Source organism: Mesorhizobium sp. B264B1B (assembly GCF_020165765.1).
Taxonomy (GTDB): Bacteria; Pseudomonadota; Alphaproteobacteria; order Rhizobiales; family Rhizobiaceae; genus Mesorhizobium.
In genome coordinates this window covers 26,244-51,724 of record NZ_JAIUIS010000025.1, presented here as the reverse complement: position 1 = coordinate 51,724, position 25,481 = coordinate 26,244, and the positions used below count along the sequence as shown (strand labels likewise).

Sequence of the window (25,481 nt, the reverse complement as noted above, 5' to 3'; positions counted from 1 at the left end):
GTGAACCGCTTCGACGCCAAAACAGAAGCGGACAGATCATGTGCTACCAAACCGGACAACTTGATTAGCTACCGACATTCTTGGCTCACCCGCCGCGACGGTTCACGCCAATCGGGCACTGAACAAAGCGGCCCTAAAAAAATCTGGACGCGCCGGGAGCCATTTCGGTCGAAGCACGTTTCATGGTTGTCGTCAGCAATTCACGAGAGCAATCGAAGGAAAAGCGAACGGCAAAGACGCCCCCCGCACGATAAAAGGTGCGAGGGGCGTTTTCTTTCGGCCCCTACATCGCGGCGGTCATCATCGGCGGCATCTCGTAGCGGAGGCCGAGGCCCGAGCGCACTGCCAGGTCGACGTCAGTCAGCGTCCGGGACGAAAAGGCCGCCGCGGGCTTTCATGTCTGGAACGGTTTGCTGAAGGCGTTGGTGAATGTGACCCCGCCGTGATCGTCGCTGGCTTCGCCCAGCACGACATCCATGCCATCATTGGTGACCCGCGCCAGTGCGAACCCGCCCATATAGGCCGCCTTTGGCTTGAAGAGATCAAGGCCGTCGCGCTGATAGATCATCGGCACCTCGTGCTGATGGCCATGGAAGATGGCAATCACGTTGTAGCCTTTCAGGGCCGCAAGCAGTGCCTGACGGTCCGCATCGCTCCACCAATGCGGCGGCCCCTTGCCGTCGTCGTCGAACGCCTTTTTGGCGGGATCCCATCGCCCAGTCGAAAAATTATCCCAGCCATAATGCTGAAACAGGATGACCGGGCGGCCGTCCGCCGCATAGGTCGCCAGATCCTGCTTCAGCCAGGGCAGGCTGCTGTCCGCGCCATGGCCGGTGTCGCCAGCGAAACGGTGGGTCTGGACGAGATGCAGCCCGCCCCAGTCCCACGCATAGCAGTCGGTCTCGACATCGTAGTCGGTGGCTGGAACCGGTGGCTTGAAGAACACGCCGGCACGGTGATTGACTTCGACATAGTCGCGCATTTCGCGCCGGTACCAGTCAACGTGATGCCGCGGGCCGTTTTGGTCGAGGTCATGATTGCCGAGCCCGACATAAACTGGAACATGCACGCGGTCAGGCCCCATGCCTTGCTGGTAACGCTGGCTGAATTGCAGCAATTGCGTGCCTTCACTCGGCTGGGTGATCTGACCACCGCCATCGTCGGTCATGTCGCCGCCGATGACGAGGCCGAGCGGCGTGCCGATTCGGCTGCCGGCGGAGCGTAGGCCCGTCGGGACGCCGCCGATCTCGACGGGCCATGTCTTGTCGCCAATGCCGTTCAGAGCCGCCACATTGCGCAGCAAGGCAGCGTCGGTCTTGCCTTCCTGCTGGCAATTGGGACTCAAGCCGCTGGCCATGCGGCAGGCATGGACATCGGCGATGAACAGGAAGGTGGCGTCGACAGGCTGAATGCGCTGCCCGGTCTGGCCGAGCGCCGGGCGTGGAAGCGCAAGGGCCGTGGCAAGACCGGCGGCCCGCGCCAGAAAACGGCGTCGTGATACCGATTTTGGTGAGAAGCGCTTCATCATGGGTTGAAGTTCAGCACGGACACCGGTCAGCAGTAAAGTTCAGCGCCCGGTCCACGGCTGCCCTCCCCCAGAACGGAACTGAGTTGTAGGGATCGTTCCCGTTCTCGGCATCAAAGGTTTCCCGGTGGCAGCAATATCCTGCGACGCCGCCTCGTTGCGGCCATGGGCGAAGCTTGGGCGACACTCTGCTCCAGCCCCGCCAGGCAATCGCGCAACATGCCGGCATCCTGCGCCGTCTTGGCCATCGACATCGCGCCGGAATAGGCCGCGACGGCCAGGGCGGCGAAACGCTGCGGGTCGGTGTCCTGCTCCCTGCCCGCCTGCTGATCAGCCCGGACCTTGTCGGCGATCGCCTGGCGCCAGCCGGCAAAAATGCCGGCAAGGGCGGCGCGCAATTCGGCATCGGCGAGCGACAGTTCATGTGCAAGGTTGTTGAGGGGACAGCCGCGCACGAAGCCTTGTTGCTCAAGTTCCGCCGCCACGGCTTCGAAGGCTGCACGCACGCCTTCGCGCGCCGAAGCGGCCGCCCGCAAAGGCGCCATCCATGTTTCTTCGACCGCCGCGGCCACACGCTCTTCGATCACCGCCAGCGCCAACGCTTTCTTGGTCCGGAAATGATGATGCAACGCGCCGCCGCTGACACCCGCCGCCGCCATCAGATCGCCGAGGCTGGACGCGTGATAGCCGCGTACCTGAAAGGACTCCTGCGCGGCATCGAGCACTCTGTTGCGCATGCCTTCGGGATCATTGGCGCGCTTCTGGGCATGCCCTGTCATCGGGAATCTCCACCGTGCCCCTCCAGGAGGGAAGAAAAAGAAGCTAGCAGATTGACAAAACAGGACAACCGGTCTGTTTTATAAAACAGGATGATCACCCTGTTTTTGGAGACGAGCTTATGAGCCTGCCCCTGAGTGCCACATCGGAGACAGCAGCGCTCGCCTCCCCGGTCGTCGAACTGCGGCAGTACACGCTGAAACCCGGCAAACGCGATACCCTTATCGACCTCTTTGACGGCAAGCTGATCGAAGGCCAGGAAGAGGCCGGGATGACCATCATCGGCCAATTCCGGGATCTCGATCGCCCCGACATGTTCGTCTGGCTGCGCGGCTTCGAGGACATGGAGGTGCGCAAAGGCGCCCTGAGCGCCTTCTATGACGGTCCGGTATGGGCAGCGCACCGCAATGCCGCCAACGCCACGATGATCGATTCCGACGATGTGCTGCTGCTCAAACCTGCGTGGCCCGGCGCTGGCTTCGATCTCTCCGGCGCATTACGCGCGGGCTTGGCTGCCGACGAAAAGCCAGGCAGAAGCACGCCGCTGTCAGGCATGGTCGTGATTCGGATTTATCATTTGCGGCCGGGCGCAGAGGCCGCGTTCGCCAGCCGCTTCGAGGCCGAAGTCGCGCCGATGACGGCGTCACCCGGTGCGCGGCTGCTCGCCGCTTTCGTCACGGAGCACGCGGAAAACAGCTTTCCACGCCTGCCGGTGCGAGCGAGTGAGAATGTTTTCATCAGTGTGATGGGTTTTGATGGCGAAGAAGCGCACGCCCAGCATGAAACCGCGCTTGCCGCCTCGCCTGCATGGCAGGCCTTCTCGCACGCCGTCCGACATGACCTGACCAGACCGACCGAAACCATGCGCCTGTCGGCGACATCGCGCTCGCGGCTTTGTTGCTGATTTCCCAGTCCGCGCGGAGGCGGCGTCTGATCAGAGGCGGGGCGGCGTCTTTGCGGTGGACGGCGGGTATACGGCGGAGTGAGTGGACAGCCGATCTCCCCCCTCGTGGGGGAGATGGCCGGCAGGCCAGAGGGGGGCGCTGTCCCGCCGATCTCTCATTCGATTGCACTTCCGCCCTTGTTCTAACCTGAACGCAGCTGAATGACGACAGATAGCGTTCCTTCGCGCTCCCGCCGCCCTGCCGGGCATCTCCCCACGAGCGGGGAGATTGGCTCCGTCTTCAACCGATTTGCATCTTCATCGCCCGCAATCTCCGCTTGATGCGTTTTGTGCAACGCGATACGCCGTTGCCCAAATCGACAGACCGGAGACTTGCCGTGAGCGCTGCCAAGACCAGAACCGAAACCGATACGTTCGGTGCCATCGAGGTCGCCGCCGACCGCTATTGGGGCGCGCAGGCGCAGCGTTCGCTCGGCAATTTCAAGATCGGTTGGGAAAAGCAGCCGGCATCCGTCGTGCGCGCGCTCGGCATCGTCAAGCGGGCGGCGGCGGAAGCCAATATGGAGCTGAAGCGGCTCGATCCGGCGATCGGCAAGGCGATCGTCGAAGCCTCTCAAGAAGTCATCGACGGCAAGCTCAACGACCATTTCCCGCTGGTGGTCTGGCAGACCGGCTCGGGTACGCAATCCAACATGAACGCCAACGAGGTGATCTCCAACCGGGCGATCGAGATGCTGGGCGGCGTCATGGGCTCCAAGAAGCCGGTGCACCCGAACGACCACGTCAATATGAGCCAGTCGTCGAACGACACCTACCCGACCGCCATGCACATCGCCTGCGCCGAGCGCATCGTGCATGACCTGTTGCCGGCGCTGAAGCACCTGCACAAGGCGCTCGCCGCCAAGAGCAGAGCGTTCAGCCATATCATCAAGATCGGCCGCACCCACACGCAGGACGCCACCCCGCTTACGCTGGGCCAGGAATTCTCGGGCTACGCCGCGCAGGTCGCTTCGTCGATCAAGCGCATCGAACTGACGTTGCCCGGCCTGCAGGAACTGGCGCAGGGCGGCACCGCCGTCGGCACCGGCCTCAACGCGCCCGTCGGCTTCGCCGAGCGGGTGGCCGACCGCATCGCCGCCATCACCGGCATCGCCTTCGTCACAGCGCCGAACAAGTTCGAGGCGCTCGCCGCCCATGATTCCATGGTATTCTCGCACGGTGCCATCAACGCCGCTGCCGCCGCGCTGTTCAAGATCGCCAACGACATCCGCTTCCTCGGTTCAGGGCCCCGCTCGGGACTTGGCGAGCTGTCGTTGCCGGAAAACGAGCCTGGTTCCTCGATCATGCCGGGCAAGGTCAATCCGACGCAGTGCGAAGCGATGACCCAGGTCTGCGTGCAGGTGTTCGGCAACAATGCAGCCCTCACCTTCGCCGGCAGCCAGGGCCATTTCGAGCTCAACGTCTATAACCCGCTGATGGCCTACAACTTCCTGCAGTCGGTGCAGTTGCTCGCCGATGCTTCGGTCTCCTTCACCGACAATTGCGTCGTCGGCATCGAGGCGCGCGAAGACAACATCAAGGCGGCCCTCGACCGCTCGCTGATGCTGGTGACGGCGCTTGCGCCCACCATCGGCTACGACAACGCCGCCAAGATCGCCAAGACCGCGCACAAGAACGGTACCACGCTGCGCGAGGAAGCGCTGGCCACCGGGCTGGTCAGCGAAGCCGATTACGATCGGATCGTGCGGCCGGAAGATATGACTCATCCTGGGTGAAGGCACTTTTTCGGCGGGAAAATATGCTCCCGCCACCGCATCGACCGGCACGAATTTCCGTTTTTCACCGGTTCACGGAAACGTATGTCCTGTGAACAATGTGTCGCCAGACAGGCGGCTTTGGTGAACAGTCAGCATGGTCTATCTGACGGGCGATCAACCCCATTCGGAGAGCCACCATGTCCACCAACACTTCCTTCGCCGGCACCGGCACCGCGTCCAACAGTTCTGTCACGATCCTGCTCGGCCGCATCCTGCTTGCGGTCATTTTCCTGCTTTCCGGTTTCGGCAAGCTCAGCGCCCTTTCCGGCACCGCGGCCTATTTCGGCGGCCTCGGCCTGCCCTTGCCGACCGTGACAGCCATCGTCGTCGGCCTCATCGAACTGCTCGGTGGTCTGGCCATTCTCGTCGGCTTCCAGACCCGGATTGCCGCCTGGGTGCTGGCGATCTTCACCGTCGCCACGGCCCTGGTCGCCCACACCGGCTGGGCCGACCAGATGCAGATGATCAACTTCATGAAGAACCTGGCGATCACCGGCGGCTTCCTCGTACTGGCTTCCTCCGGCGCCGGCGCCTATTCGATCGACGCCAAGCGCGGCTGAACTTCCCTCCCCCGTCTTGACAGCAGTGGCGCGGGATTTTCCGCGCCACTGTTTCGTTGTCAGTGCAGAAGCCTCAATTCAGCGCCCGGATTTGCCGGGGCATTGGTGGTAGGATCGATCGGTCCGGGTGGGTAAAGGCCCAAACCGGCCAACCGACAACGGAGGTGACCATGCCTCGCAACGCACTGCTTCTGGCTTCGCGGCTGCTGCTTGCCGCGCTGTTCGTACCGTCAGGCTTCCATGCGCTCGCCGACATTGCCGGCACATCGGGCTATTTCGCCGGCCTTGGCCTGCCGCTCCCGGGGCTCGCCGCGTGGGGCACGGGCCTGTTCGAGCTGATCGCCGGACTGCTGATACTCATCGGCTTCCAGACCCGGATCGTGGCTCTGCTTTTGGCCGCCTTCTGCATCGTTGCCGGCTTCATCGGCCATTACGGCCAGGGCGCCGATGATGCGACGCTTGCCTTCCTGCACCAGCAGATGCTGATGAAGGACATCGCGATATCGGGCGGCTTTCTGGCGCTCGCCATGGCCGGCGCCGGCGCCTGGTCGGTCGACGGGCGGGCTGCGGTTTGATATCGCCTAAATCCAAGGGCAAGCCCGGAACCAACCAGACATATGCCCCGGGTTGAACTCTCGATGCCCGAGCCAAGTCGACGCCCGAGCCAAGTCGCCCCCCCCTCCGTCGAGCTGCGCTCGACACCTCTTCCCCGATCGACGGGGTAGAGGAAGGGCTCGTTCGCCAATCTTGGCGCCCTTCCTCTCCCTCCGGAGGGGGGAGAGGTGGCTTGGCGAAGCCAAGACGGAGTGGGTGAAGCCGGTCTTCAAACGCGAATCCGCTGAACAAGTGCCGCGATGGAGTTGGCCGTACCTATTTCACCGAAACGCTCGGCCCGCCTTCGACCGCCAGTACCAGGCGGCGGCCGGTAATTCGCGCCAGTTGCGCCAGGCGCCCGGCGGGCCGCTCGCCATAGAGATCTGCCAGAGATGCCGGTAAGACCAGCGCCAGCACGCCATTGCCGCGCTGCTCCCATTTCAGCCTTGGCATGACGTCGGGCATCGAGGCGGTCAGCAGGTAGACGACGCGCATCGATGCCGCCAGCACCCGCGCCCGCTCCAGATAGCGCGGTGTCGCCAGCGCCTTGATCTCGGGCGCGATGGCTTCGTTGAAGATGCCGTCGTGCCGATAGGCATTGGCCATCGCTAGATAGGCGCGGCCAGGGTGGTCCACGCCGAAAAAGGAGGCGTGGGCGATGATGTTGAGCGATTGCTTGCCGCGATATTCGGGATGCGCGCGCCAACCGATGTCGGCCAGCAATGCCGCCGCGTGGCGGTAGCGCGCCTCGTCCTCGGTCTCGTCGATGCCGAAAGCGGCAAAGGTCTTGGCCGTCCAGTCGACGAGTTCATGCGCATGGGTGACCGAGCGCGAGCGCAGCCGGGCGAGTTCCTCCGATGCCGAGATCAGGGGATCGGCCTTCTGCTCGGCCTGGTCGAGCAGGGAATAGAGGAAGCCTTCGCGCACGCCGAGCGCCGAGACGATGATCTTCGACGGCTGCATCGCCGCCATGATTTCCTGCAGCACGATGGCGCCGTAAGGCAGGAGCGAGCGGCGATTCTTCGAAACACCCTCGATGCCTTTGATCTTCTCGATCTCGCCTTTCGCCACTTGCCGCAGGAAATTGGCGGCACTTTCGACGCCGATCTCGTAGTGGTGCATGACGCCAAGCGGATAGTTGGTCATCTCCATGTGCAGCCGGGCGAGATTTCGCCAGGTGCCGCCAACGGCATAGAAAGGCCTGCCTTTCCCGCCTTTCAGCAGCTTCGCCCGCCCCAGCTCGTCGCGCACGATTTTCGCCGCCTGCGTGAGGGAATTCTTGGCCATGTCCTGCAGGCGCAGGCCGCCCAGCGGCAACGTTATGCCGTCGCCGATCGCTTCGCCGTTGACGTCGACCAGTTCAAGGCTGCCGCCACCGAGGTCGCCCGCAATACCGTTGGCCGGATGAAAGCCGCAGATGACGCCGAGCGCGGAATAATGGGCTTCCTCGCGGCCGCTGATCACGCGGATCTCGGTCTTGAGCACGTCTTCGGCGCGGTGGATGAAATCGGGGCCGTTGACGGCCTCGCGGGCAGCCGCGGTCGCCAGCACGTACATGTGCTCGGCACCGGCCTGGTCGGAGAGCGCGCGGAAGCGGCGGAACTCCTCCATCGACCGTGTCACGCCCTCGGGGTCGAGCTTCCCCGTCGACACGATGCCGCGGCCGAGGCCCGCCAGCATCTTTTCGTTGAACAGCATGGTCGGCGAGCGCGCCAGCCCCTCATATACGACAAGGCGGATCGAATTCGAGCCGATGTCGATGATGGACAGCGGTCGGCGATCCTGCAGCCGGCCCTGGGAATCGGACAGCATCAGGCGGCGGCGTTCTTCTTGCGGCGCTTGAATTGCGCGATCCGCTTCGGCGCATGCGATTTCAGCGCATCACCCCGTCCCGACAGGCTCGGATTGGTCATGAAATATTCCTGTGCGTTGAACGGCTCCTCGCCCTCCTCGAGCACGACGCGCCGGGAGGTTCCATCAGCCAATACGTCGAAACTTTGCTGATTGTCCATGATGTTGCCGAGCATGATCTGGCCCAGCACCTGTTCATGCACAGTTGGGTTGGTGATCGGCACCATGGTCTCGACGCGGCGGTCGAGGTTGCGCGGCATGAGGTCGGCCGAGGAGATGTAGACCACCGCCTCGTCCGACGGCAGGCCGTGGCCATTGCCGAAGCAATAGATGCGGCTGTGCTCGAGGAAACGGCCGACGATCGACTTGACCCTGATGTTTTCCGACAGGCCCGGCACCTGCGGCCGCAGGCAGCATATGCCGCGCACGACGAGGTCGATCTCGACGCCCGCTCGGCTGGCGTCGTAGAGCGCGTCGATGATGATCGGATCGACAAGGGCGTTCATCTTCATCCAGATGCGTGCCGGCCGTCCCTCGAGCGCGTGGGCGACCTCATCGGAAATGTGCTGCAGGATACGGTTCCTCAGCGTGAAGGGCGAGATCGCCAGCCGCATTTCGGCGGTCGGCTCGGCATAGCCGGTGATGAAGTTGAAAAGCTGGGCGACATCGCGTGCGATCGTTGCATCGGTGGTGAAGAAGGACAGGTCGGTGTAGATGCGCGCGGTCACCGGATGGTAATTGCCGGTGCCCAGATGCACATAATTGCGCAGCTTGCCGTCCTCGCGCCGCACCACCAGCGACATCTTGGCGTGGGTCTTGAGCTCGAGGAAGCCGAACACGACCTGGACGCCGGCGCGCTCGAGGTCGCGCGCCCAGCGGATGTTGGCCTCCTCGTCGAAGCGAGCCTTGAGCTCGACCAGCGCGGTCACCGACTTGCCGGCCTCGGCGGCGTCGACCAGCGCACGCACGATCGGGCTGTCGTTGGAGGTTCGGTAAAGCGTCTGCTTGATCGCCACCACTTCCGGGTCGGCCATCGCCTGGCGCAGGAACTGCACCACGACGTCGAAGGATTCGTAGGGGTGGTGGACGATGATGTCCTTCTCGCGGATAGCGGCGAAGCAATCGCCGCCATGCTCGCGGATGCGCTCGGGGAAACGCGGATTGTAGGGCGTGAATTTGAGGTCGTCGCGGGCAACGGCGACGATCTCCGAAATCTGGCTGAGCGCCAGCGGGCCGGTCAGGACGCTGATGCGGCTCGACGAAACGCCGAGTTCGCCGGCGACGAATTCGCGCAGTTCGGCCGGCATGAGCATGTCGAACTCGATGCGAATGACGGAGCCGCGGCGGCGGCGCTTTAGCGCGGTCTCGAACAGGCGCACGAGATCTTCCGATTCCTCCTCGACCTCGATGTCGCTGTCGCGAATGATGCGGAACGTGCCGGAGCCCTTGACCTCGTAACCCGGGAACAACTTGCCGATGTAAAGGCCGACCGCCTCTTCCAGCGGGATGAAGCGGACATGGTGCTTGCGGTCCGGCAAACGGATGAAACGCTTCAGCGCCACCGGCAGGCGCAAGAGCGCGCTCATCTCCTCGCCGTTCTTGCGATGGCGAAGCTGCAGCGCCATCGAGAAGCCGAGATTGGGGATAAACGGGAACGGATGCGCCGGGTCGATCGACAATGGCGTGAGAACAGGAAACACCTGGTCCTGGAAGTGCTCCTCCAGCCAGGCCTTCTCGTCCTTGGTCAGCGCGTCGCGGGTGATGCTCTCGATGCCTTCCTTGTTGAGCAGCACGGTCAGCGCCGAAAGGCTTTTCTGCTGGTCTTCCTGCAACCGTTCGACCTCGCGCAGCAGCTGTTCGAGCTGCTGTTCGGGGGTACGCCCGTCCGGACTTCTCAACACGATGCCTTCGCGAACCTGGCCGGCCAGGCCGGCGACGCGCACCATGAAGAACTCATCGAGATTGGCCGCGGAGATCGACAGGAAACGTACCCTCTCCAGCAGCGGATGGTTTGTGTTCTGCGATTCCTCAAGCACGCGGCGGTTGAACTGCAACCAGGAGAACTCGCGATTGACGAAACGATCCGGATTGCCTTCCGGGCTTGCCGCTTCCGCATTGATGAACTCGCTCTGGACCGGCTTCAGTTCGTTCATGGTTCCTGCTCTTCCCACGTCTGGTTGCTTCGCCGCTTTCGGGCGGCGCCCAGGCTGTTGCGCCTGGCCGCGATGCTCCAGCCGGTTAACCGGCTTAACTTATCCTCTGACAGGCTTTTGCGACAGTTTCATTTCATCGAACTTGCAAACAGGCCGGTTATGATCCAAACGCTGAGCAGACTGCGCTAAAGGAGACGACGATGGCAGGCGGTTCCATTCCCCATTTCCAGAACGATGCGGGCCATCCGGCGATCGATATCGGAGTCAAGGAATTCATGTGCACCGGCGCCAACCCGCCTTTCGACCATCCGCATGTGTTTCTCGATATGGGCGACGACAATGAGAAGGTCTGCCCCTACTGCTCGACGCTCTACCGCTATTCGCCGAAGCTGACGGCGATGGAAACGCTGCCGGCCGGCTGCCTCTACATCGACCAGGCCGCCTGACTTCCAGCGGCCCGGCCAATGGCAGACGCACAGTCCCGGCAAGTCATCATCGCCGGGGCGGGTATTGCCGGGCTGACCGCGGCGTTGGCTTTCGCCGAGCGGGGCTATCCCGTACGGATCTTCGAACAGGCGCAGCGCCTAGAAGCGGCGGGCGCCGGCATCCAGCTTTCGCCCAACGCGACACGCATCCTGCGTGAGCTCGGCGTACTCGACGCACTTCTTCCCAATGCCGTCAGGCCGGAAGCCGTGGTGCTGAAGGATGCGGCAACCTTGGGCGAACTGGCGCGCGTACCTTTTGGACGAGCCGGCGAGGCGCGCTGGGGTGCGCCCTACCTCGTGGCGCATCGAGCGGACCTGCAAAACGCGCTGATGGCGCGCGTGGCTGCCATGCCCGATGTTCATCTCACTACTGGTGCGCGCCTTGGCAGCGTCACGATCAGCAGTTCAGGCATCACCGCGGCAGCCGATGTGGGTGGCAGGCTCGTCGCGGCGGAAGGTTTCCTTCTGGTCGGCGCCGATGGCGTCTGGTCGTCGATGCGCGGACTTGCCGACCAAGGAAGGAAAACCAGGCTTGCGAAAAGCCACTTCTCCGGCGAACTGGCCTGGCGGGCAACCGTCAGCGCAGACAGTCCTGCCGGGCAAGCTTTTGCAGAGATCGGTGCGCCGGACTGCGTCACCACCTTCCTGCATCCCGGCTTTCACATGGTCGCCTATCCCGTCAGCAAGGGCAGCGCCATCAATCTCGTCGCTTTCACCAGGGGCGAGCGTATCGCCGAAGGCTGGTCCGGCCATGCCGATCCCGCAATCCTGGCCGGCGCCATGCGCCGCACCGCGCCGGCGCTGGCAAGGCTTGCGGAGTTGGCCGGCCCGTGGGCGGCCTGGCCGATCCATACGGTCGATCAGAAGCAGCCATGGGTAAGGTCGGGCCGCATCGCGCTGGTCGGCGACGCGGCGCATGCCATGACGCCGTTCGCGGCACAGGGCGCCGCGATGGCCATCGAGGATGCCGCCACGCTTGCCGACGTCATGGCCGCCTCCCCTGCCGACCTGGCCGGAAGTCTTCAAATCTGGGAAGGCCTGCGCCGGCCGCGCGTCGTGAGAGTGGCACGTCGCGGCGCCCTCAACCGCCTTGCCTGGCATGCCTGGGGTCCGGTGGCGTTGGCGCGCAACCTTTTCCTGAAAATGCGGGCGCCGGAGAAGCTCGCCGCGGATTTGGACTGGCTTTATGGGTGGCGGGCCTAGAACTCGAACGAGGCGTTGGCGTTATCTGCGCTACCTACCATTATACAGCTTCAACGACCACCCAAGCGAGACCGGCAGCGGGTTCCACCAACCGGTCCGCAGGCCGGCGGTTCGCAAGGCGGCGGCCGTCCAGGTGTTGCAGCCGGCCAGCGCATTGAAATGGCCGTTCGCCTCATAGAAGCGGTCGAAATCGGAATAGGCGGCCCTGGCGATGACGATCGGCCCGCCTGGTCCTTGCTGAAAACTCGCATCGATGAAGTCGAGCAATGCCGCAAAGCGGTCTTCCGGGATGTCGAAGCCGGCGACATCGGGTCCGGAGATATCGCCGGCGACCTCGACATGCATCACTGAAGCGTCAAGCGTCAGGGCCTTGAATACGGGCATCGCCTTCAGCTGCGACCAGGTCGGCGTCTCCAGGTAGAAGGCGCGGCCGCCCCAGCCGAAGACGATGTAGCGCACCTCGGGCGCATCGGAAGGCTGGCCGGCAGCCGCGAGGAAGCGAAAACGCCGGCGCACGCCATCATCGACGGGAATGGCGATGTCGGTGTGGATCGGATTGCTCAGCACCAGAATGTGCCTGACGCCCTCGCCGGCCGCGGCAGCCGGCCAGAGTGGTCGTGGCACCAGCGTGCCGAGTGCCGCGACCAGCACCACCGCGGCCACCAGCACGGCCAGGAAACGAAGGCGTTTTCTCATCCGGGCATAGTTCTTGCGATTCCATCATGTCTCAATCGAAACGATCCGATCGGCCAAATGTGAAAAAGCCCGACCGTGGCGCGGCCGGGCTCCTTCCATTTCGACGAGGCAGCGCTCAGTGCAATATCTGCGACAGGAACAGCTTCGTGCGCTCGTGGCGCGGGTGATCGAAGAACTCGGCCGGCGTGTTCTGCTCGACGATCTGGCCCTGATCCATGAAGATCACCCGGTTGGCGACTTTCCGCGCGAAGCCCATTTCGTGGGTGACGCACAGCATGGTCATGCCTTCCTCGGCAAGGCTAACCATGGTCTCCAGCACTTCCTTGATCATTTCCGGGTCGAGTGCCGAGGTCGGCTCATCGAACAGCATGATGCGCGGGTTCATGCACAGCGAACGGGCGATCGCCACGCGCTGCTGCTGACCGCCGGAGAGCTGGCCCGGATATTTGTTGGCCTGCTCGGGGATCTTGACGCGCTTGAGGAAATGCATGGCCATCTCCTCGGCCTGTTTCTTCGGGGTCTTGCGGACCCAGATCGGCGCCAGCGTGCAGTTCTCCAGGATGGTCAGGTGGGGGAACAGGTTGAAGTGCTGGAACACCATGCCGACCTCTCGGCGCACCTCGTCGATCTTCTTGAGATCGTTGGTCAATTCCTTGCCGTCGACGAAGATCTTGCCCTTCTGGTGTTCTTCGAGCCGGTTGATGCAGCGGATCATGGTGGACTTGCCGGAGCCGGACGGGCCGCAGATGACGATGCGCTCGCCGCGCATCACCTTGAGGTTGATGTCCTTCAGCACATGGAACTCGCCATACCATTTGTGCATGGCGATGATGTCGATGGCGACATCGGTGGTCGAGATGTGCATCTTCGCGGCATTGACCTTGATCTCTTCCGCGCTGACGGCGTTTTCGGTGGCCATGAACCAATCCCCTTTTTATCGTTTGTAACCGGTGTCGAGCCGGCGTTCCGTATACATTGAATAGCGCGACATGCCGAAGCAGAACAGCCAAAACACGAAGGCGGCGAACACGAGACCGGATTTCGCGGTCTGCGGCGTCGCCCAGTTGGCGTCCGAGAAGTTCTGCTTGACGACGCCGAGCAGGTCGAACATCGAAATGATGAGGACCAGGCTGGTGTCCTTGAACATGCCGATGAACGTGTTGACGATGCCGGGAATGACCAGCTTCAGCGCCTGCGGCAGCACGATCAGTCCCATCTTCTGCCAATAGCCGAGGCCGAGCGAATCGGCGCCCTCGTATTGGCCCTTGGGGATCGCCTGCAGGCCGCCGCGCACCACTTCCGCCATATAGGCGGCGGCAAACAGCGACACGCCGATCAGAGCCCTCAGGTACTTGTCGAAGGTGACGCCGGCGGGCAGGAAAAGCGGCAGCATGACGCTGACGAAGAACAGCACTGTGATCAGCGGGATACCGCGCACAGCTTCAATGAAGATGATGCACAGCATCTTGACGATCGGCATCTTGGAGCGCCGGCCGAGCGCCAGCACGGTGCCCAGCGGCAGCGACACGGCGATGCCGACGAAGGAGAGGCTGAGCGTGATCAGCAGTCCGCCCCACCGCGACGTCTCGACATGCGGCAGGCCGAACACGCCGCCGACCAGAAGGAAGAAGGCGACGATCGGCAGCACGAGGAAAAGCAGGATGGCGTTCAGGCCCTTGCGCGGCACGCTGGGGACCAGCATCGGCACCAGCAGCGCCGCGAACAGGATGGCGACCAGGATCGGCCGCCAGCGCTCCTCGACCGGATAGGTGCCGAACATGAACTGGCCGAACTTGGCGTTGACGAAGGCCCAGCAGGCGCCGCTCCAGCCATCGGGCTGGATGCCGCCCTGCGCCACTGTCGCGCAGACGGTCCGGTCCGGCCCGGTCCACTGGGCATTGATGAAGGCCCAGTTGATGACCTGCGGCAGGACCCAGGCGACGATGATGATGCCGAGTATGGTGAGGATGGTGTCGCCGACCGAACCGACGAGGTTCTTGCGGACCCAGGCATACAGGCCACGCTCGCTGATCGGCGCCGCCTCCGCCAGGGCCATTTCGGTGCGCACCCAGGACATGTCGTGTTCCTGCATGGCCCTACCTTTCCACCAACGCCATTCTGGCATTGACCACGTTCATCACGGCCGAGGTCACCAGGCTGAGTATGAGATAGGCGATCATCATGATCAGCACGCCCTCGACCGCCTGGCCGGTCTGGTTGAGCACCGTGCCGGCGGTCGCCGTCAGGTCCGGATAGCCGATGGCGATGGCCAGCGAAGAGTTCTTGGTCAGGTTGAGATACTGGCTGGTCAACGGCGGGATGACGATGCGCATGGCCTGCGGCACCACGACCAGCCGCAGGATCGATCCCGAGCGCAGGCCAAGTGCGGCGGCGGCCTCGGTCTGGCCCTTGCTGACACCCCTGATGCCGGCCCGCACGATCTCGGCGATGAAGGCCGCCGTGTAGCAGGACAGCGCCAGATAGAGCGACAGGAACTCCGGCTTGACCTGGAAGCCGCCGGTCAGGTTGAAGGTCGATTGTTTCGGAAAATCGAAGCTCAGCGGAAAGCCGCTCAGCGCATAGGCGAGCAGCGGCAGGCCGACGATCAGCGCGACGGACGTCCAGAACACGGGAAACTGCTGACCCGTCGCCATCTGCCGCTGGCGCGCCTTGCGGGCGACGAACCAGGCCATGGCGATACCCACGATGAGCGCCACGAAGATCAGCCATGAGCCCTCGCCCCAGACGGCGCGCGGGAAATAGAAACCGCGCTGGTTGAGGAAGGAACCGAAAGGCAGGTTATAGCTCTCGCGCGGCGGCGGCAACACGGCCAGCACGCCCGAATACCAGAAGAAGATGACCAGCAGCGGCGGGATGTTGCGGAAGATCTCGACATAGACCGTGCAGATCTTGCGGATCAGCCAATTCTGCGACAGCCGGCCGATGCCGATGACGAAACCGATAATGGTCGCGGTGACGATGCCGGCCACGGCGACGATGATGGTGTTGATCAGGCCGACAATGATGGCGCGACCATAGGTCGAATCCGACGTGTAGGCGATCGGCGTGTCCGAGATGTCGAATCCGGCGCGGCCCCTGAGAAAGCCGAAACCGGAGGCGATGTGAAGACGCTGCAGATTGTCGATGACGTTCTGCACGATCCACCAGACAGAGCCGAACAGAACGACGACGACCAGTGTCTGGAAGAAGAGACTGCGGACTTTCGGGTCGTTGATAAAGGAGCCGCGACTTGTATCCTCGCGAAGGACTTCCTGCGATGCCATATCACCGTCCCCTGTGAAAGAGAAACCGGAAGGCAGATGGTTCTGCCTTCCGGATCACATTTCGATCAGCGGATCGGTGGAGCGTATTGCAGGCCGCCCTTGGTCCACAGCGCGTTGATGCCGCGGGCGATCTTCAGCGGGCTGCCCGAGCCGACATTGCGGTCGAACATTTCGCCGTAATTGCCGACCGCCTTGACGATGTTGACGACCCAGTCGTTGGAGACGCCGAGATCGGTGCCGATCTTGGTATCGGCTTCCTGGCCGAGCACGCGTTTGATCTCAGGGCTGGCCGAGTTCTTCATCTCGTCGACATTGGCCTTGGTGATGCCGAGTTCCTCGGCATCGAGCAGCGCGAAATAGGTCCACTTGACGATATGGTACCACTGGTCGTCGCCCTGGCGCACCGCCGGTCCGAGCGGCTCCTTGGAGATGATCTCCGGCAGCACGACGTGATCGGCCGGCGCACCCAGCGTCAGGCGGATGCCGTAAAGGCCCGACTGGTCTGTGGTGTAGACGTCGCAGCGGCCGGCGTCATAGGCTGCGTTGACCTCTTCGAGCTTCTCGAAAACGACCGGATTGTACTCCATCTTGTTCGCCTTGAAGTAGTCGGCGAGGTTGAGCTCGGTGGTGGTGCCGCTCTGCACGCAGACGGCGGCGCCGGACAGCTGAAGCGCCGAATTGACGCCCGGCAGCTTCTTGGCGTTGATCATGAAGCCCTGGCCGTCATAGTAGGTGGTGCCGATGAAGTTCAGGCCAAGTGCCGTGTCGCGGTTAATGGTCCAGGTGGTGTTGCGCGACAGGATGTCGATCTCGCCCGACTGCAGCGCGGTGAAGCGCTCCTTGGCGCTGAGCGGCGTGAACTTGACCTTGGAGCCGTCACCGAAGACGGCGGCCGCCACGGCGCGGCAGAAATCGGCATCGATGCCTTGCCAGTCACCCTTGTCGTCCGGCGCCGAGAAGCCGGCCAGGCCCGTCGACACGCCGCATTGGATGAAGCCCTTCTGCTTGACCGTGTCGAGCGTGGTGGCTGAAGCCGTTGAAGCCACGGCTCCAAGCGCGGCGGCTCCAAGGATGCCGATTGCAATGTGTTTCATGACCCACAGACCCTTTTCTGTTTTCAGGCAAACCTGATCTTTTTTTCCCGCGTGAACGCAGCTTTTCGTTCCGGCCCATTTCCGGAACTCCGCATCGCAGTCGACGCGCCGCCTCCCATTCACGAACAGCATCGAAGGCGATAATTCCTGTGAGGTCAAGGAAAATGACCGAATTCAGATGGGTTTGAAAATCGTTTGCCGCAATTGCCTGAATAGCAGACAAACGCGCCCGCAATTTAGTCAGAAGGGCGAATAAAGCCGGCGAAGCTCGCCCTACGCCAGGCTGCGCTCTGTCCGCAAAAGTCCATCCGCCGGGATTACTCTGCGTTACTGTGCTCTGCCGGCCGGTTGCGTGCCGATGTCTGCGCCCTCTGGCTGGATCTGGGTCATGGTGAGGTGCGCTTTGCGCTATCAGGCGACGCATGCCGCTGCCGGCGGCGGGCTTTCTGGCCGCCGGCATTGCCCCTTGCAGTCGGCCTGCGGCGGCTCGGCAATTGGCACATTCGAAGTCGGGGTCCTGGCGAAAGCCGGCTGTTGCGCGGTCCATGTCGCCGCACTATGGCTAGCGGCTTACCAAAAAAGGCGACGACGAATGGCAAAAGACGGCAACGAGCCGGTGACTGGCAAAATGGGCATCAACACGCGGCTTGCCCATTCGGGCAACAACCCGCACGACTATTTCGGCTTCGTCAATCCGCCTGTCGTGCACGCCTCCACGGTGCTGTTCCGCAATGCCGCCTCGATGGCTGGACGGGACCAGAAATACACCTACGGCACGCGCGGCACACCGACCACCGACGCCTTGGCCCAGGCCATAGACGCGCTGGAGGGGTCGGCCGGCACGATCGTGGTCCCGTCGGGCCTGGCGGCGGTGACGGTGCCGCTGCTTGCCTTCGTTTCGGCGGGCGACCACCTGCTGATCGTCGACAGCGTCTATCATCCGACGCGCAACTTCGCCGACACGATGCTGAAGCGGCTCGGCGTCGAGGTCGAGTATTATGCTCCCGGCATCGGCGCGGGCATCGCCGCCTTGATCAAGCCGAACACCAAGGTGGTGTTCACGGAATCGCCGGCCTCAAACACGTTCGAGGTGCAGGACATACCAGCCATCGCCAAGGCCGCGCACGCCGCCGGTGCCATCGTCATGATGGACAATACCTGGGCGACGCCGCTTTATTTCCGTCCGCTCGACCATGGCGTCGACATCTCGATCCATGCGGCGACGAAATATCCCGCTGGCCATTCGGACGTGCTGCTGGGTACGGTGTCGGCCACCGAGGCCTGCTGGAAACAGCTGTATGAAAGCTTCTGCACGCTTGGCTGCTGCGCCGGACCCGACGACGTCTACCAGGTGCTGCGCGGCTTGCGCACCATGGGGGTGCGCCTCGATCACCATCAGCGCAGCGCGCTCGCCATCGCGGCATGGCTGGAGGGCCAGAAGGGCGTGGCGCGCGTGCTCCACCCTGGCCTTCCCAGCCATCCCGACCACGCGCTGTGGAAACGTGACTTTTCCGGCTCCAGCGGCATCTTCTCCATCGTGCTTGCCGGCGGCGGCCAGAAACAGCAGCACGCGTTCCTCGACGCATTGCGGATCTTCGGTCTCGGCTACTCCTGGGGCGGTTACGAGAGCCTTGCCGTGCCGGTCTGGCTCGGCGACCGCGTCGTTGCCAAGGACCCCTATGAAGGGCCGTTGATTCGTCTCCAGATCGGCCTCGAGGATGTCGAGGACCTCATGACCGATATTCTTCGCGGGCTCACCGCCGCCGCAGCGGCCTGACGCGACCTCTCGGACCGATACCAGCAACGTCCGCAAGGCCTTGACGCGATTGAGCAAACGGGGGCTGCACGCGGCGCCCCGGTCCGGCCATGTCGGCAATATTATTCTCCCCATCCGCAGTTTTGCGGATTTGTTTGACTTCCAAATTGCCGGCTTCCGCTTCATTGCGGCAGCGGAAATCATTCCCCAGCCACCGCACCAAGAGCCTGCCCATGGCGTTCCGCCTCTTTGTTCCCATTCTTGCCGGCGCGACGCTGCGCGAACGCATCATCGCCTGCGTCGGTGCGATGATCGGCATTGCGCTGACTGGCGCGATCAGCGGACTCACACTGGGTAGCGGGCCACATGTGCCGCTGCTGGTGGCGCCAATGGGAGCATCGGCGGTGCTGTTGTTCGCGGTGCCCGCCAGCCCGCTGGCGCAGCCCTGGTCGATCATCGGCGGCAACACGATCTCGGCGCTTGTCGGCGTGATCGTGGTGCAATTCGTGCACCAGCCGGTGCTCGCCACCGGTATTGCGGTAGCGTTGGCGATCGCCGCAATGTCGTTCACGCGCTGCCTGCATCCACCCGGGGGTGCGGCGGCATTGACCGCGGTGTTCGGCGGCCCAGCCGTGATCAGCGCCGGTTTCCTGTTTCCTTTCGTGCCAGTGGCGGTCAATTCGATGCTGCTGGTGGCGCTTGGCTACGGCTTCCACAAGCTGGCCCGGCGCAACTACCCGCACGTGCCGGCCCCGGCGCCGGTAAACAGTCACGGCACCATCGATCCGCCGGCGCAATTGCGTGTCGGTTTTCGCTCCGAGGACATCGACGCCGCGCTTGGAGCGCTCGACGAGACCTTCGACATCGATCGGGGCGATCTCGACCGGCTGCTGCGGCAGGTCGAATTGCAGGCCATGGTGCGCGAGCATGCGACGTTGCGGTGCCAAGACATCATGTCGCGCGACGTCATCTCGGTGGACGAGCACACGCCAGCCGCCGCTGCGCGCCAATTGCTGCTTGACCACAACATACGAACCTTGCCGGTGGTGGATGCCGAGGCAAGGCTGGCCGGAACCGTGGGCTTGCGGGAACTGACACTGGCGGCCGGCACGGTCGGAACCGTGATCTCGCCGGCGGCAACCGCAACTGCCGGCTCGAACGCCATGGCGCTGCTGCCAGTGCTGACCGACGGGCGCAGTCACGCCGTCATCATCGTCGACGATAAAAACCACATCCTCGGGCTGATCACGCAAACTGATCTGCTGGCCGCGACGGCGCGGATGCAAAACACCGGCACGGAGCCGGCCAAAGTGCTAGCATAGGTAGCCAGGCGATCGGCCCGGCGTGATTTTTCGGGAACCTTTTTTCGAAACCTGCATCCAATCTTTCGTGCAAGGATCGATGGAGGACACATGCCCGCGCTGACGGCAACATCAACAGCGACGGACGAGCTTCGGCTCGTGGCCCGCGCACTCGCCCGCGACAGCGATGCCTTTCGCAAGATCATGAAGCTGAACAACCAGCGGCTCTACCGACTGGCGCGCGGCATGGTGCGCAACGACGGCGAGGCCGAGGACATCGTGCAGGAGGCCTTTGTCAGGGCCTTTACCAATCTCGGCACCTATCGCGGCGATGCTTCGCTTTCCACCTGGCTGTCGCGCATCGTCATCAACGAGGCGCTCGGGCGGCTTCGCAAAGGACGGCGAACCGTGGCCATGCCTGAAAACCCGGAAGCGCAGATCATCCGGTTTCCCCTCAACCCAAGCGACGATCCGGAGCGGACGATGGCGCAGCGGCAGATCCTCGGGCTTGTCGAGCGGGCGACCGACAGCCTGCCCGACGCCTATCGCGCGGTTTTCGTGGCCCGCGTCATCGAGGGGCTGAGCATCGAGGAGACCGCCGACCTGCTCGGCGTGCGGCCCGAGACCGTCAAGACGAGACTGCACCGCGCCCGCGTTTTGCTGCGCAAGGCGCTGGACGACGAGATCGGGCCGGTGCTGCTCGACGCCTTTCCCTTCGCCGGCCGGCGCTGCGAGCGGCTGACGCAGGCCGTGATGAAACGGCTCGGATTCGACGGGTGATCTTCAAGGCCAGATCTTTCGCCGATTTGTCGGGAACGTTTCTGCGCCATCCTCATCCAATGAATGTCAACCCAGATGAAGCCCGCTGCCCAGCCTGTCGGGCGAAGGAGATGCCATGCTTATCCGACATACCACAGCGTTTGCCGCCCTCTTGCTGCTTGGCGCTGCCCCATTCGCGCAAGCTGCCGACAAGCCGACCGACCCGCAGATCGCCCACATCGCCTACACAGCCGACATGATCGACATCGAGGCGGCCAAGCAGGCAATCAAGAAATCCAAGAACAAGGAAGTCGTCGATTTCGCCAAGGACATGGAGCGCGACCACGAAGCGGTGAACAAGCAGGCGCTCGACCTGCTCAAGAAGCTCAAGGTGAAGCCGGAAGACAATGCCACCAGCCAGGCGCTGACCAAGGCGGCGAAAGAGGAACATGCCAAGCTCGCCAAGCTGAAAGGGGCTGCCTTCGACAAGGCCTATATCGAAAACGAGGTGGCCTACCACAAGCAGGTCAATGGAGCGCTCGAAACCCTGCTCATTCCGTCAGCCAGCAATGCCGAGCTGAAGAGCCTGCTCGAAACCGGCCTCAAGATCTTCCAGGGGCATGAGCAGCATGCCGAACATGTCGCCGGCATGTTGAAATGAAAGCGGCCGCGCTGATCCGACCGCTCCTTGCCGGGCTGGCGCTGGCGCTTGCCGCCGGCCCGGCGCCGGCCGCGACGATCGAGGTGACGATCGAGAAGCTCGTCTTCTCGCCCGCAAGCGTCGAGGCCAGGGTCGGCGACACGATCGAGTGGGTGAACAAGGACGCATTCGCCCACACGGCCACGGTGAAGGGCAGCTGGGAGGTGATGATGCCGCCGAAGGCGAAGGGAAAACTGACCCTCAAGACGGCGGGAGCGGTTGATTATTTCTGCCGCTTCCATCCCAACATGAAAGGCCGATTGGTAGTGGCGCCCTGAAAATCTGGGCCGGTGGCGGGACTTGGCCGCAAATACCAAGCCCCGTCACTCCGGAGCACCCGTCACTCCGGAGCAATTCAGCACGGAACAGTCGCGCCAGGGATCAGAGCGCCAGCCATGCCGTGCCAGCCGCCAGCGTTAGCAGCGTCAATGGCAGGCCGACTTTGAAGAAAGCGCCGAACGACAGCGACGTGCCGGCGGCGCGCGCCTGTTCGGCAACGATCAGATTGGCGACCGAGCCCAGGAGCGTGAAATTGCCGGCCAGCGTCGAGCTCATGGCGACGACCAGCCAGGCGCGCTCGGGGTTTTCCAGGCCGGGGATGAAGGGCCGCAGCGCCAGCACGGCCGGCACGTTGCTCATTATGTTGGAGAGCACCGCGGTGAAGCCCGACAGGCGCCAGACGTCGTCCAGCCCGAGGTTCTTGGCCGATGCGACGATGTCCGGTGTCAGCAGCGTTCGTTCGGCGCCGGCAACCACGATGAACAGGCCGGCGAACATGAACAGCAATGGCCCGTCGATTTCGCGATAGATGCGCTCTGGTTTGATGGCGCGGGTGAGCAGGAGGATGGCGCCGCCGATGAGCGCCGCCTTGGCGACAGGCACACCGGCGAAGAAGGCAACGGCCAGTCCGATGCAAACCACCACCGCTTTCAGCACCTGGCGGCGATGCATGCGGCCGCGCGAGACCTGTGGCGTCAATTCGCCGTTGCGCGCGAATTCGGTGCGGTAGACGATGCGAACAATGGCGATGACCGCGACGAGACCGAACAGGGCAACCGGAGCCAGAGCCGCTGAAAAGGCCGGATAGGAGATGCCCGACAGCGCACCGATGACCATGTTTTGCGGATTGCCGGTGATGGTGGCGACACTGCCGCAATTTGACGCGGTGGCGGTCGCGATGAGGTAAGGAACCGGATTGCGTTTGATGGCGCGGGTGACGTGAACGACGATCGGCGCCATGACAAGACAGATGGCGTCATTGACCAGGAAGGCCGACAGCAGGCCGGTCAGCAGGGTCACCATAACCAAAAGCATGAACGGCGCATGCGCATGCTCGATCGCGATGGCACCGAGGCCGCGAAAGGCGCCCGAGACCTTCAGATGCGCCACTACGATCATCATGCCGAGCAAAAGCGTGATGGTGTCGAAATTGATGGCGCGGTAGGCATCCTCCAGGCTGATCGCCCCGATGGCTATCATCGCGGCCCCGCCGAGCAGTGCGATCCCCGCCCGATCGAGGCGCAGGCCTGGTATGCGGCCGACGGCGACGCCGGCATAGGTCAGGACCAGGATCAGCAGTGCCGCCGCGCCCATCAATGTCATGCGAAGAAGGCCCTGCCCGATGCATTCAGCCCCGGCCGGAGCTGTGGCCACCACCTTTAGCGGGCGGCGCGCAAAGCGAAAATACCTTCTGCGTGATGGCTGCAGAAATCCCCAGCGACGCGCCCTCGGCGCCGGTGGCTGGCCGGATCCGCCTCAATGAACCGTGATTGTCGCGGCTGGCGGCGTTTGCTGGGAAACCATCGGATCGAAACTGACCTGGTCGCGTCCATTTGACTTGGCGGCATAGAGCCGCCTGTCGGCTGCCGAGAATATCTCCTCATAGGTGGTCGGCCCGTTAAAGGCGGTACCGCCAATGCTCACGGAAAGCGGACAGGACCGGCCGCCCGGCGAAAATTCCACCTCGCGAATTCGCCGGCGGATGCTTTCGGCAACCAGCCAGGATTGCGAGGGATCGACGCCGGGAAGAAACACGCCGAATTCCTCGCCGCCGATGCGGCCGACGATGTCGGTGCCGCGGAGCTGATCCTTGATCGTCTGCGCGATCAGTTTGAGCGCCTGGTCGCCGCAGTCATGCCCAAGCCGGTCATTGATCGATTTGAAGTGATCGGCGTCGATGATCAGCAGCGCACCGGAATTGGCCGACGCCTGTTTGCGGACCTGTTCGAGATAGGCTTCGACCAGCATGGAGAAAGCGCCGCGGTTGAGCACCGCCGTCAGGCTGTCGGTGGCGGCAACGACGGTGAGATCGCGCTGGGCAATGGCCAACTGGCGTATCTTCCACATCAGGAAGAAGAGAAACGATCCACCCAGCACCAGGGGCAACAGAATGTCGGTCAGCTGAGCCCGCCACACAGCTTCGGGCGAAAGATACGGGAAATTGAACGAATCGACGAAAAACGCCACGCCAATGAAGAACGCCGTGCCGGCGGCGGTGACGGCGATCACCCTGCCCCAACTCGTCGGCGACAGGTCGAGCTTCATCTCTTCAACTCCGTTAGCCGCGTCTACTATGACGCGCCAACGCAAACAAAACGATAAGACTTTCCCTCCAATTCGACGGCAGAGGTTGCAGGGTTACGGCCGCCGGACCGGCGGCCGCCTCCGGCCTGCGTCTCGAAGATTTGTCCGGATGATCGATCCGGACCTACGACAGGAGGGTCCTGCCGTCAGCCGTTGGGCGCCGATTCGCCCAGCGTCTCTGCAACAAAGGATGCCGCGATCAGATCGTCGGCATCCAGGCCTAGAGAGCCTTCGCCCGCTCCCATGATGGCGGCAACCTTGTGGAAGGTCTTCAGCTCATGGTCGGAAATCCGGGCGGTTTGCATCTTGGCTTTGAGCTCGGCGATACGTCGCCCCAAGGCGGGCGACGTTCCAATTTCACGTTTCGACATGACGCGGTTTTCTCCTTCCCCAACCCATGTTTGTTTTGCCCGCCATTCGCAGCCCGAATGCTTACTTTTATGAGGGACCGCGAATACAAGGCCCCGAACGCGTGATCCTTGCGAAGGTTCCCGCGCGACAAGGTCACGAAATAATACGGAAAGGGCGCCACGGCGGCGGCGTGCCGCCGTCGTGCCGGCAAGCGCATTCGGGAAGACAAAAAGGGATGAAAAGTTCCGACCGGATTCCTGCCCGCGTTGAAATTTCTCACGTCCGGAGCAGCTAAGCCGTTGAAATTATTGGCGATCCCGACAGGATTCGAACCTGTGACCATCGGCTTAGAAGGCCGGTGCTCTATCCAGCTGAGCTACGGGACCGCTGGCCGGCTCGGAGCCGGTAAGATGTCTGCGCTGGCGCCCGCCCGGGCTTTGCCGGTCAATGCGTCCAGGGCGTCCTGCGGTCATAGCGGAAATTTTCCGCATAGGAAATCTGGCGGCGCTTGGGCTCTTTCGGCTCTTCGACGCGGTAGGCGAGCCCTTCCTTCTCGGCATAGGCCACGGCCTCTTCACGCGTGTCGAAGGTCAGCTTGATCTGGCTCCTCATGTCGCCGGAAGTGGTGTAGCCCATCAGCGGGTCGATTTTCTTGCGCATCTCGGGATCGAATTCCAGCACCCAATGGCCGGTCTTGGCCGTGCCGGACTGCATCGCGGTTTTGGCTGGACTGAAAATGCGCGCGGACATGACCACCTCATTGCTGTGCAAGGCAGCATGGCCGCCTCTTCGCCCGTCATTACTGCGCAATGCGGACGGCGGCAAGGTTTTTGCACTTGCAGGTTTTTGCACTTGCCATGCAACACTGAAATGAATAGGCAACAGACCGTTCGGAGTGTAGCGCAGCCTGGTAGCGCATCTGGTTTGGGACCAGAGGGTCGGGAGTTCGAATCTCTCCACTCCGACCACCTTTCACAGAAAAGGCAATCGAGGGCCGTTGGCGCCTGCGAATGGCAATGTGTCGGGTGCAGAATGGGGCTGTCGGCAATCTCCGCGCGGCCAGTTGTCTTTGCTGCTGCATGTCACGG

General features: G+C 63.1%; 24 protein-coding genes and 2 tRNA genes. 12 read left to right on the top strand and 14 right to left on the bottom strand.

The features are described 5' to 3' along the window. Window positions 1-394: 394 nt before the first annotated feature. Window positions 395-1,528, bottom strand: coding sequence for a metallophosphoesterase (locus LB547_RS31230; RefSeq protein ID WP_140561880.1), 1,134 nt, complete (start codon window positions 1,526-1,528; stop codon window positions 395-397). Between the two features lie 110 nt (window positions 1,529-1,638). Beyond that, the gene (locus LB547_RS31225; RefSeq protein WP_140521621.1) at window positions 1,639-2,304 is read right to left on the bottom strand and encodes a TetR/AcrR family transcriptional regulator; all 666 of its coding nucleotides are present in this window, start codon (window positions 2,302-2,304) and stop codon (window positions 1,639-1,641) included. Window positions 2,305-2,423: 119 nt separating this feature from the next. Between LB547_RS31225 and LB547_RS31220 the strand changes: the two genes are divergently transcribed. The 4 genes from LB547_RS31220 (at window position 2,424) to LB547_RS31205 (ending at window position 6,158) form a co-directional block, all read left to right on the top strand. Next, window positions 2,424-3,206 (top strand): NIPSNAP family protein, encoded by a 783-nt coding sequence (locus LB547_RS31220; RefSeq protein ID WP_140764127.1) that lies wholly within the window; start codon window positions 2,424-2,426, stop codon window positions 3,204-3,206. Between the two features lie 377 nt (window positions 3,207-3,583). Continuing rightward, a complete protein-coding gene (gene fumC, locus LB547_RS31215) occupies window positions 3,584-4,981 on the top strand; it encodes a class II fumarate hydratase (RefSeq protein WP_140764122.1) in 1,398 nt (465 codons plus the stop codon). 179 nt (window positions 4,982-5,160) lie between these two features. After that, entirely contained in the window at window positions 5,161-5,583 is a 423-nt protein-coding gene (locus tag LB547_RS31210) for a DoxX family protein (protein ID WP_140561877.1), read from the top strand. A 170-nt stretch (window positions 5,584-5,753) separates the two neighbouring features. Further along, a complete protein-coding gene (locus LB547_RS31205) occupies window positions 5,754-6,158 on the top strand; it encodes a DoxX family protein (RefSeq protein WP_140494304.1) in 405 nt (134 codons plus the stop codon). Between the two features lie 295 nt (window positions 6,159-6,453). Here LB547_RS31205 and ppx read toward each other — a convergent pair whose 3' ends face one another. Further along, window positions 6,454-7,989 carry an exopolyphosphatase gene (gene ppx, locus LB547_RS31200; protein WP_140764117.1) on the bottom strand — a complete coding sequence of 512 codons (1,536 nt, stop codon included), beginning with the start codon at window positions 7,987-7,989 and terminating at the stop codon, window positions 6,454-6,456. Next, entirely contained in the window at window positions 7,989-10,181 is a 2,193-nt protein-coding gene (locus LB547_RS31195) for an RNA degradosome polyphosphate kinase (protein ID WP_140494308.1), read from the bottom strand. The genes ppx and LB547_RS31195 overlap by 1 nt, the downstream gene beginning before the upstream one ends. A 200-nt stretch (window positions 10,182-10,381) precedes the next feature. Between LB547_RS31195 and LB547_RS31190 the strand changes: the two genes are divergently transcribed. Both LB547_RS31190 and LB547_RS31185 read left to right on the top strand, forming a co-directional pair. Continuing rightward, window positions 10,382-10,627 (top strand): zinc-finger domain-containing protein, encoded by a 246-nt coding sequence (locus LB547_RS31190; protein ID WP_140494310.1) that lies wholly within the window; start codon window positions 10,382-10,384, stop codon window positions 10,625-10,627. A gap of 18 nt (window positions 10,628-10,645) precedes the next feature. Further along, window positions 10,646-11,869, top strand: coding sequence for an FAD-dependent monooxygenase (locus LB547_RS31185; protein ID WP_140764113.1), 1,224 nt, complete (start codon window positions 10,646-10,648; stop codon window positions 11,867-11,869). Between the two features lie 30 nt (window positions 11,870-11,899). Here LB547_RS31185 and LB547_RS31180 read toward each other — a convergent pair whose 3' ends face one another. The 5 genes from LB547_RS31180 to LB547_RS31160 all read right to left on the bottom strand — a co-directional run bounded on the left by LB547_RS31180 (window position 11,900) and on the right by LB547_RS31160 (window position 16,943). Further along, window positions 11,900-12,565: a TIGR02117 family protein gene (locus LB547_RS31180; RefSeq protein WP_140584477.1), complete on the bottom strand. Its 666-nt coding sequence runs from the start codon at window positions 12,563-12,565 to the stop codon at window positions 11,900-11,902. Window positions 12,566-12,680: 115 nt separating this feature from the next. Continuing rightward, window positions 12,681-13,430: an amino acid ABC transporter ATP-binding protein gene (locus LB547_RS31175; RefSeq protein WP_181165173.1), complete on the bottom strand. Its 750-nt coding sequence runs from the start codon at window positions 13,428-13,430 to the stop codon at window positions 12,681-12,683. 69 nt (window positions 13,431-13,499) lie between these two features. Next, window positions 13,500-14,657: an amino acid ABC transporter permease gene (locus LB547_RS31170; protein WP_140565096.1), complete on the bottom strand. Its 1,158-nt coding sequence runs from the start codon at window positions 14,655-14,657 to the stop codon at window positions 13,500-13,502. Window positions 14,658-14,661: 4 nt separating this feature from the next. Then, a complete protein-coding gene (locus LB547_RS31165; protein WP_140494318.1) occupies window positions 14,662-15,849 on the bottom strand; it encodes an amino acid ABC transporter permease in 1,188 nt (395 codons plus the stop codon). A gap of 65 nt (window positions 15,850-15,914) precedes the next feature. Beyond that, window positions 15,915-16,943 carry an amino acid ABC transporter substrate-binding protein gene (locus tag LB547_RS31160; RefSeq protein WP_140494320.1) on the bottom strand — a complete coding sequence of 343 codons (1,029 nt, stop codon included), beginning with the start codon at window positions 16,941-16,943 and terminating at the stop codon, window positions 15,915-15,917. Window positions 16,944-17,535: 592 nt separating this feature from the next. Between LB547_RS31160 and LB547_RS31155 the strand changes: the two genes are divergently transcribed. The 5 genes from LB547_RS31155 to LB547_RS31135 all read left to right on the top strand — a co-directional run bounded on the left by LB547_RS31155 (window position 17,536) and on the right by LB547_RS31135 (window position 21,737). Then, window positions 17,536-18,720, top strand: coding sequence for a cystathionine beta-lyase (locus LB547_RS31155; protein WP_140764110.1), 1,185 nt, complete (start codon window positions 17,536-17,538; stop codon window positions 18,718-18,720). Window positions 18,721-18,932: 212 nt separating this feature from the next. Then, window positions 18,933-20,021 (top strand): HPP family protein, encoded by a 1,089-nt coding sequence (locus LB547_RS31150; protein WP_140494324.1) that lies wholly within the window; start codon window positions 18,933-18,935, stop codon window positions 20,019-20,021. A gap of 90 nt (window positions 20,022-20,111) precedes the next feature. After that, entirely contained in the window at window positions 20,112-20,780 is a 669-nt protein-coding gene (locus LB547_RS31145; RefSeq protein WP_140764105.1) for an RNA polymerase sigma factor, read from the top strand. 115 nt (window positions 20,781-20,895) lie between these two features. Further along, complete coding sequence (locus LB547_RS31140; RefSeq protein ID WP_140521607.1) at window positions 20,896-21,420, top strand: DUF4142 domain-containing protein; 525 nt, start codon at window positions 20,896-20,898, stop codon at window positions 21,418-21,420. Next, entirely contained in the window at window positions 21,417-21,737 is a 321-nt protein-coding gene (locus tag LB547_RS31135) for a cupredoxin family copper-binding protein (RefSeq protein ID WP_140764102.1), read from the top strand. Before LB547_RS31140 ends, LB547_RS31135 begins: the two co-directional genes overlap by 4 nt. A 103-nt stretch (window positions 21,738-21,840) precedes the next feature. Here LB547_RS31135 and LB547_RS31130 read toward each other — a convergent pair whose 3' ends face one another. The 5 genes from LB547_RS31130 to LB547_RS31110 form a co-directional block, all read right to left on the bottom strand. Next, window positions 21,841-23,061, bottom strand: a complete 1,221-nt coding sequence (locus LB547_RS31130; RefSeq protein ID WP_140561862.1) for an anion transporter — start codon at window positions 23,059-23,061, stop codon at window positions 21,841-21,843. 153 nt (window positions 23,062-23,214) lie between these two features. Beyond that, complete coding sequence (locus tag LB547_RS31125) at window positions 23,215-24,003, bottom strand: GGDEF domain-containing protein (RefSeq protein ID WP_140494334.1); 789 nt, start codon at window positions 24,001-24,003, stop codon at window positions 23,215-23,217. A 185-nt stretch (window positions 24,004-24,188) separates the two neighbouring features. Continuing rightward, window positions 24,189-24,413, bottom strand: a complete 225-nt coding sequence (locus tag LB547_RS31120) for a hypothetical protein (protein WP_140494336.1) — start codon at window positions 24,411-24,413, stop codon at window positions 24,189-24,191. A 289-nt stretch (window positions 24,414-24,702) separates the two neighbouring features. Beyond that, a tRNA-Arg gene (locus LB547_RS31115) sits at window positions 24,703-24,779 on the bottom strand. Window positions 24,780-24,837: 58 nt separating this feature from the next. Next, window positions 24,838-25,143 carry an ETC complex I subunit gene (locus LB547_RS31110; protein WP_140494338.1) on the bottom strand — a complete coding sequence of 102 codons (306 nt, stop codon included), beginning with the start codon at window positions 25,141-25,143 and terminating at the stop codon, window positions 24,838-24,840. 141 nt (window positions 25,144-25,284) lie between these two features. Here LB547_RS31110 and LB547_RS31105 point away from each other — a divergent pair. Beyond that, window positions 25,285-25,361 (top strand) — tRNA-Pro (locus LB547_RS31105). The last annotated feature ends 120 nt before the right edge of the window (window positions 25,362-25,481 follow it).

Bases quoted from the DNA above. Each gene is read 5' to 3' on its own strand.
- LB547_RS31195 (WP_140494308.1), bottom strand. From the start codon at position 10,181: ATGAACGAACTGAAGCCGGTCCAGAGCGAGTTCATCAATGCGGAAGCG.
- LB547_RS31160 (WP_140494320.1), bottom strand. From the start codon at position 16,943: ATGAAACACATTGCAATCGGCATCCTTGGAGCCGCCGCGCTTGGAGCC.
- LB547_RS31125 (WP_140494334.1), bottom strand. From the start codon at position 24,003: ATGAAGCTCGACCTGTCGCCGACGAGTTGGGGCAGGGTGATCGCCGTC.
- LB547_RS31130 (WP_140561862.1), bottom strand. From the start codon at position 23,061: ATGACATTGATGGGCGCGGCGGCACTGCTGATCCTGGTCCTGACCTAT.
- ppx (WP_140764117.1), bottom strand. From the start codon at position 7,989: ATGCTGTCCGATTCCCAGGGCCGGCTGCAGGATCGCCGACCGCTGTCC.
- LB547_RS31220 (WP_140764127.1), top strand. From the start codon at position 2,424: ATGAGCCTGCCCCTGAGTGCCACATCGGAGACAGCAGCGCTCGCCTCC.
- LB547_RS31230 (WP_140561880.1), bottom strand. From the start codon at position 1,528: ATGATGAAGCGCTTCTCACCAAAATCGGTATCACGACGCCGTTTTCTG.
- LB547_RS31175 (WP_181165173.1), bottom strand. From the start codon at position 13,430: ATGCACATCTCGACCACCGATGTCGCCATCGACATCATCGCCATGCAC.
- LB547_RS31225 (WP_140521621.1), bottom strand. From the start codon at position 2,304: ATGACAGGGCATGCCCAGAAGCGCGCCAATGATCCCGAAGGCATGCGC.
- LB547_RS31150 (WP_140494324.1), top strand. From the start codon at position 18,933: ATGGCGTTCCGCCTCTTTGTTCCCATTCTTGCCGGCGCGACGCTGCGC.
- LB547_RS31110 (WP_140494338.1), bottom strand. From the start codon at position 25,143: ATGTCCGCGCGCATTTTCAGTCCAGCCAAAACCGCGATGCAGTCCGGC.
- LB547_RS31135 (WP_140764102.1), top strand. From the start codon at position 21,417: ATGAAAGCGGCCGCGCTGATCCGACCGCTCCTTGCCGGGCTGGCGCTG.
- LB547_RS31140 (WP_140521607.1), top strand. From the start codon at position 20,896: ATGCTTATCCGACATACCACAGCGTTTGCCGCCCTCTTGCTGCTTGGC.
- LB547_RS31205 (WP_140494304.1), top strand. From the start codon at position 5,754: ATGCCTCGCAACGCACTGCTTCTGGCTTCGCGGCTGCTGCTTGCCGCG.
- LB547_RS31185 (WP_140764113.1), top strand. From the start codon at position 10,646: ATGGCAGACGCACAGTCCCGGCAAGTCATCATCGCCGGGGCGGGTATT.
- LB547_RS31145 (WP_140764105.1), top strand. From the start codon at position 20,112: ATGCCCGCGCTGACGGCAACATCAACAGCGACGGACGAGCTTCGGCTC.
- LB547_RS31190 (WP_140494310.1), top strand. From the start codon at position 10,382: ATGGCAGGCGGTTCCATTCCCCATTTCCAGAACGATGCGGGCCATCCG.
- LB547_RS31165 (WP_140494318.1), bottom strand. From the start codon at position 15,849: ATGGCATCGCAGGAAGTCCTTCGCGAGGATACAAGTCGCGGCTCCTTT.
- LB547_RS31210 (WP_140561877.1), top strand. From the start codon at position 5,161: ATGTCCACCAACACTTCCTTCGCCGGCACCGGCACCGCGTCCAACAGT.
- LB547_RS31155 (WP_140764110.1), top strand. From the start codon at position 17,536: ATGGCAAAAGACGGCAACGAGCCGGTGACTGGCAAAATGGGCATCAAC.
- LB547_RS31170 (WP_140565096.1), bottom strand. From the start codon at position 14,657: ATGCAGGAACACGACATGTCCTGGGTGCGCACCGAAATGGCCCTGGCG.
- LB547_RS31180 (WP_140584477.1), bottom strand. From the start codon at position 12,565: ATGAGAAAACGCCTTCGTTTCCTGGCCGTGCTGGTGGCCGCGGTGGTG.
- LB547_RS31120 (WP_140494336.1), bottom strand. From the start codon at position 24,413: ATGTCGAAACGTGAAATTGGAACGTCGCCCGCCTTGGGGCGACGTATC.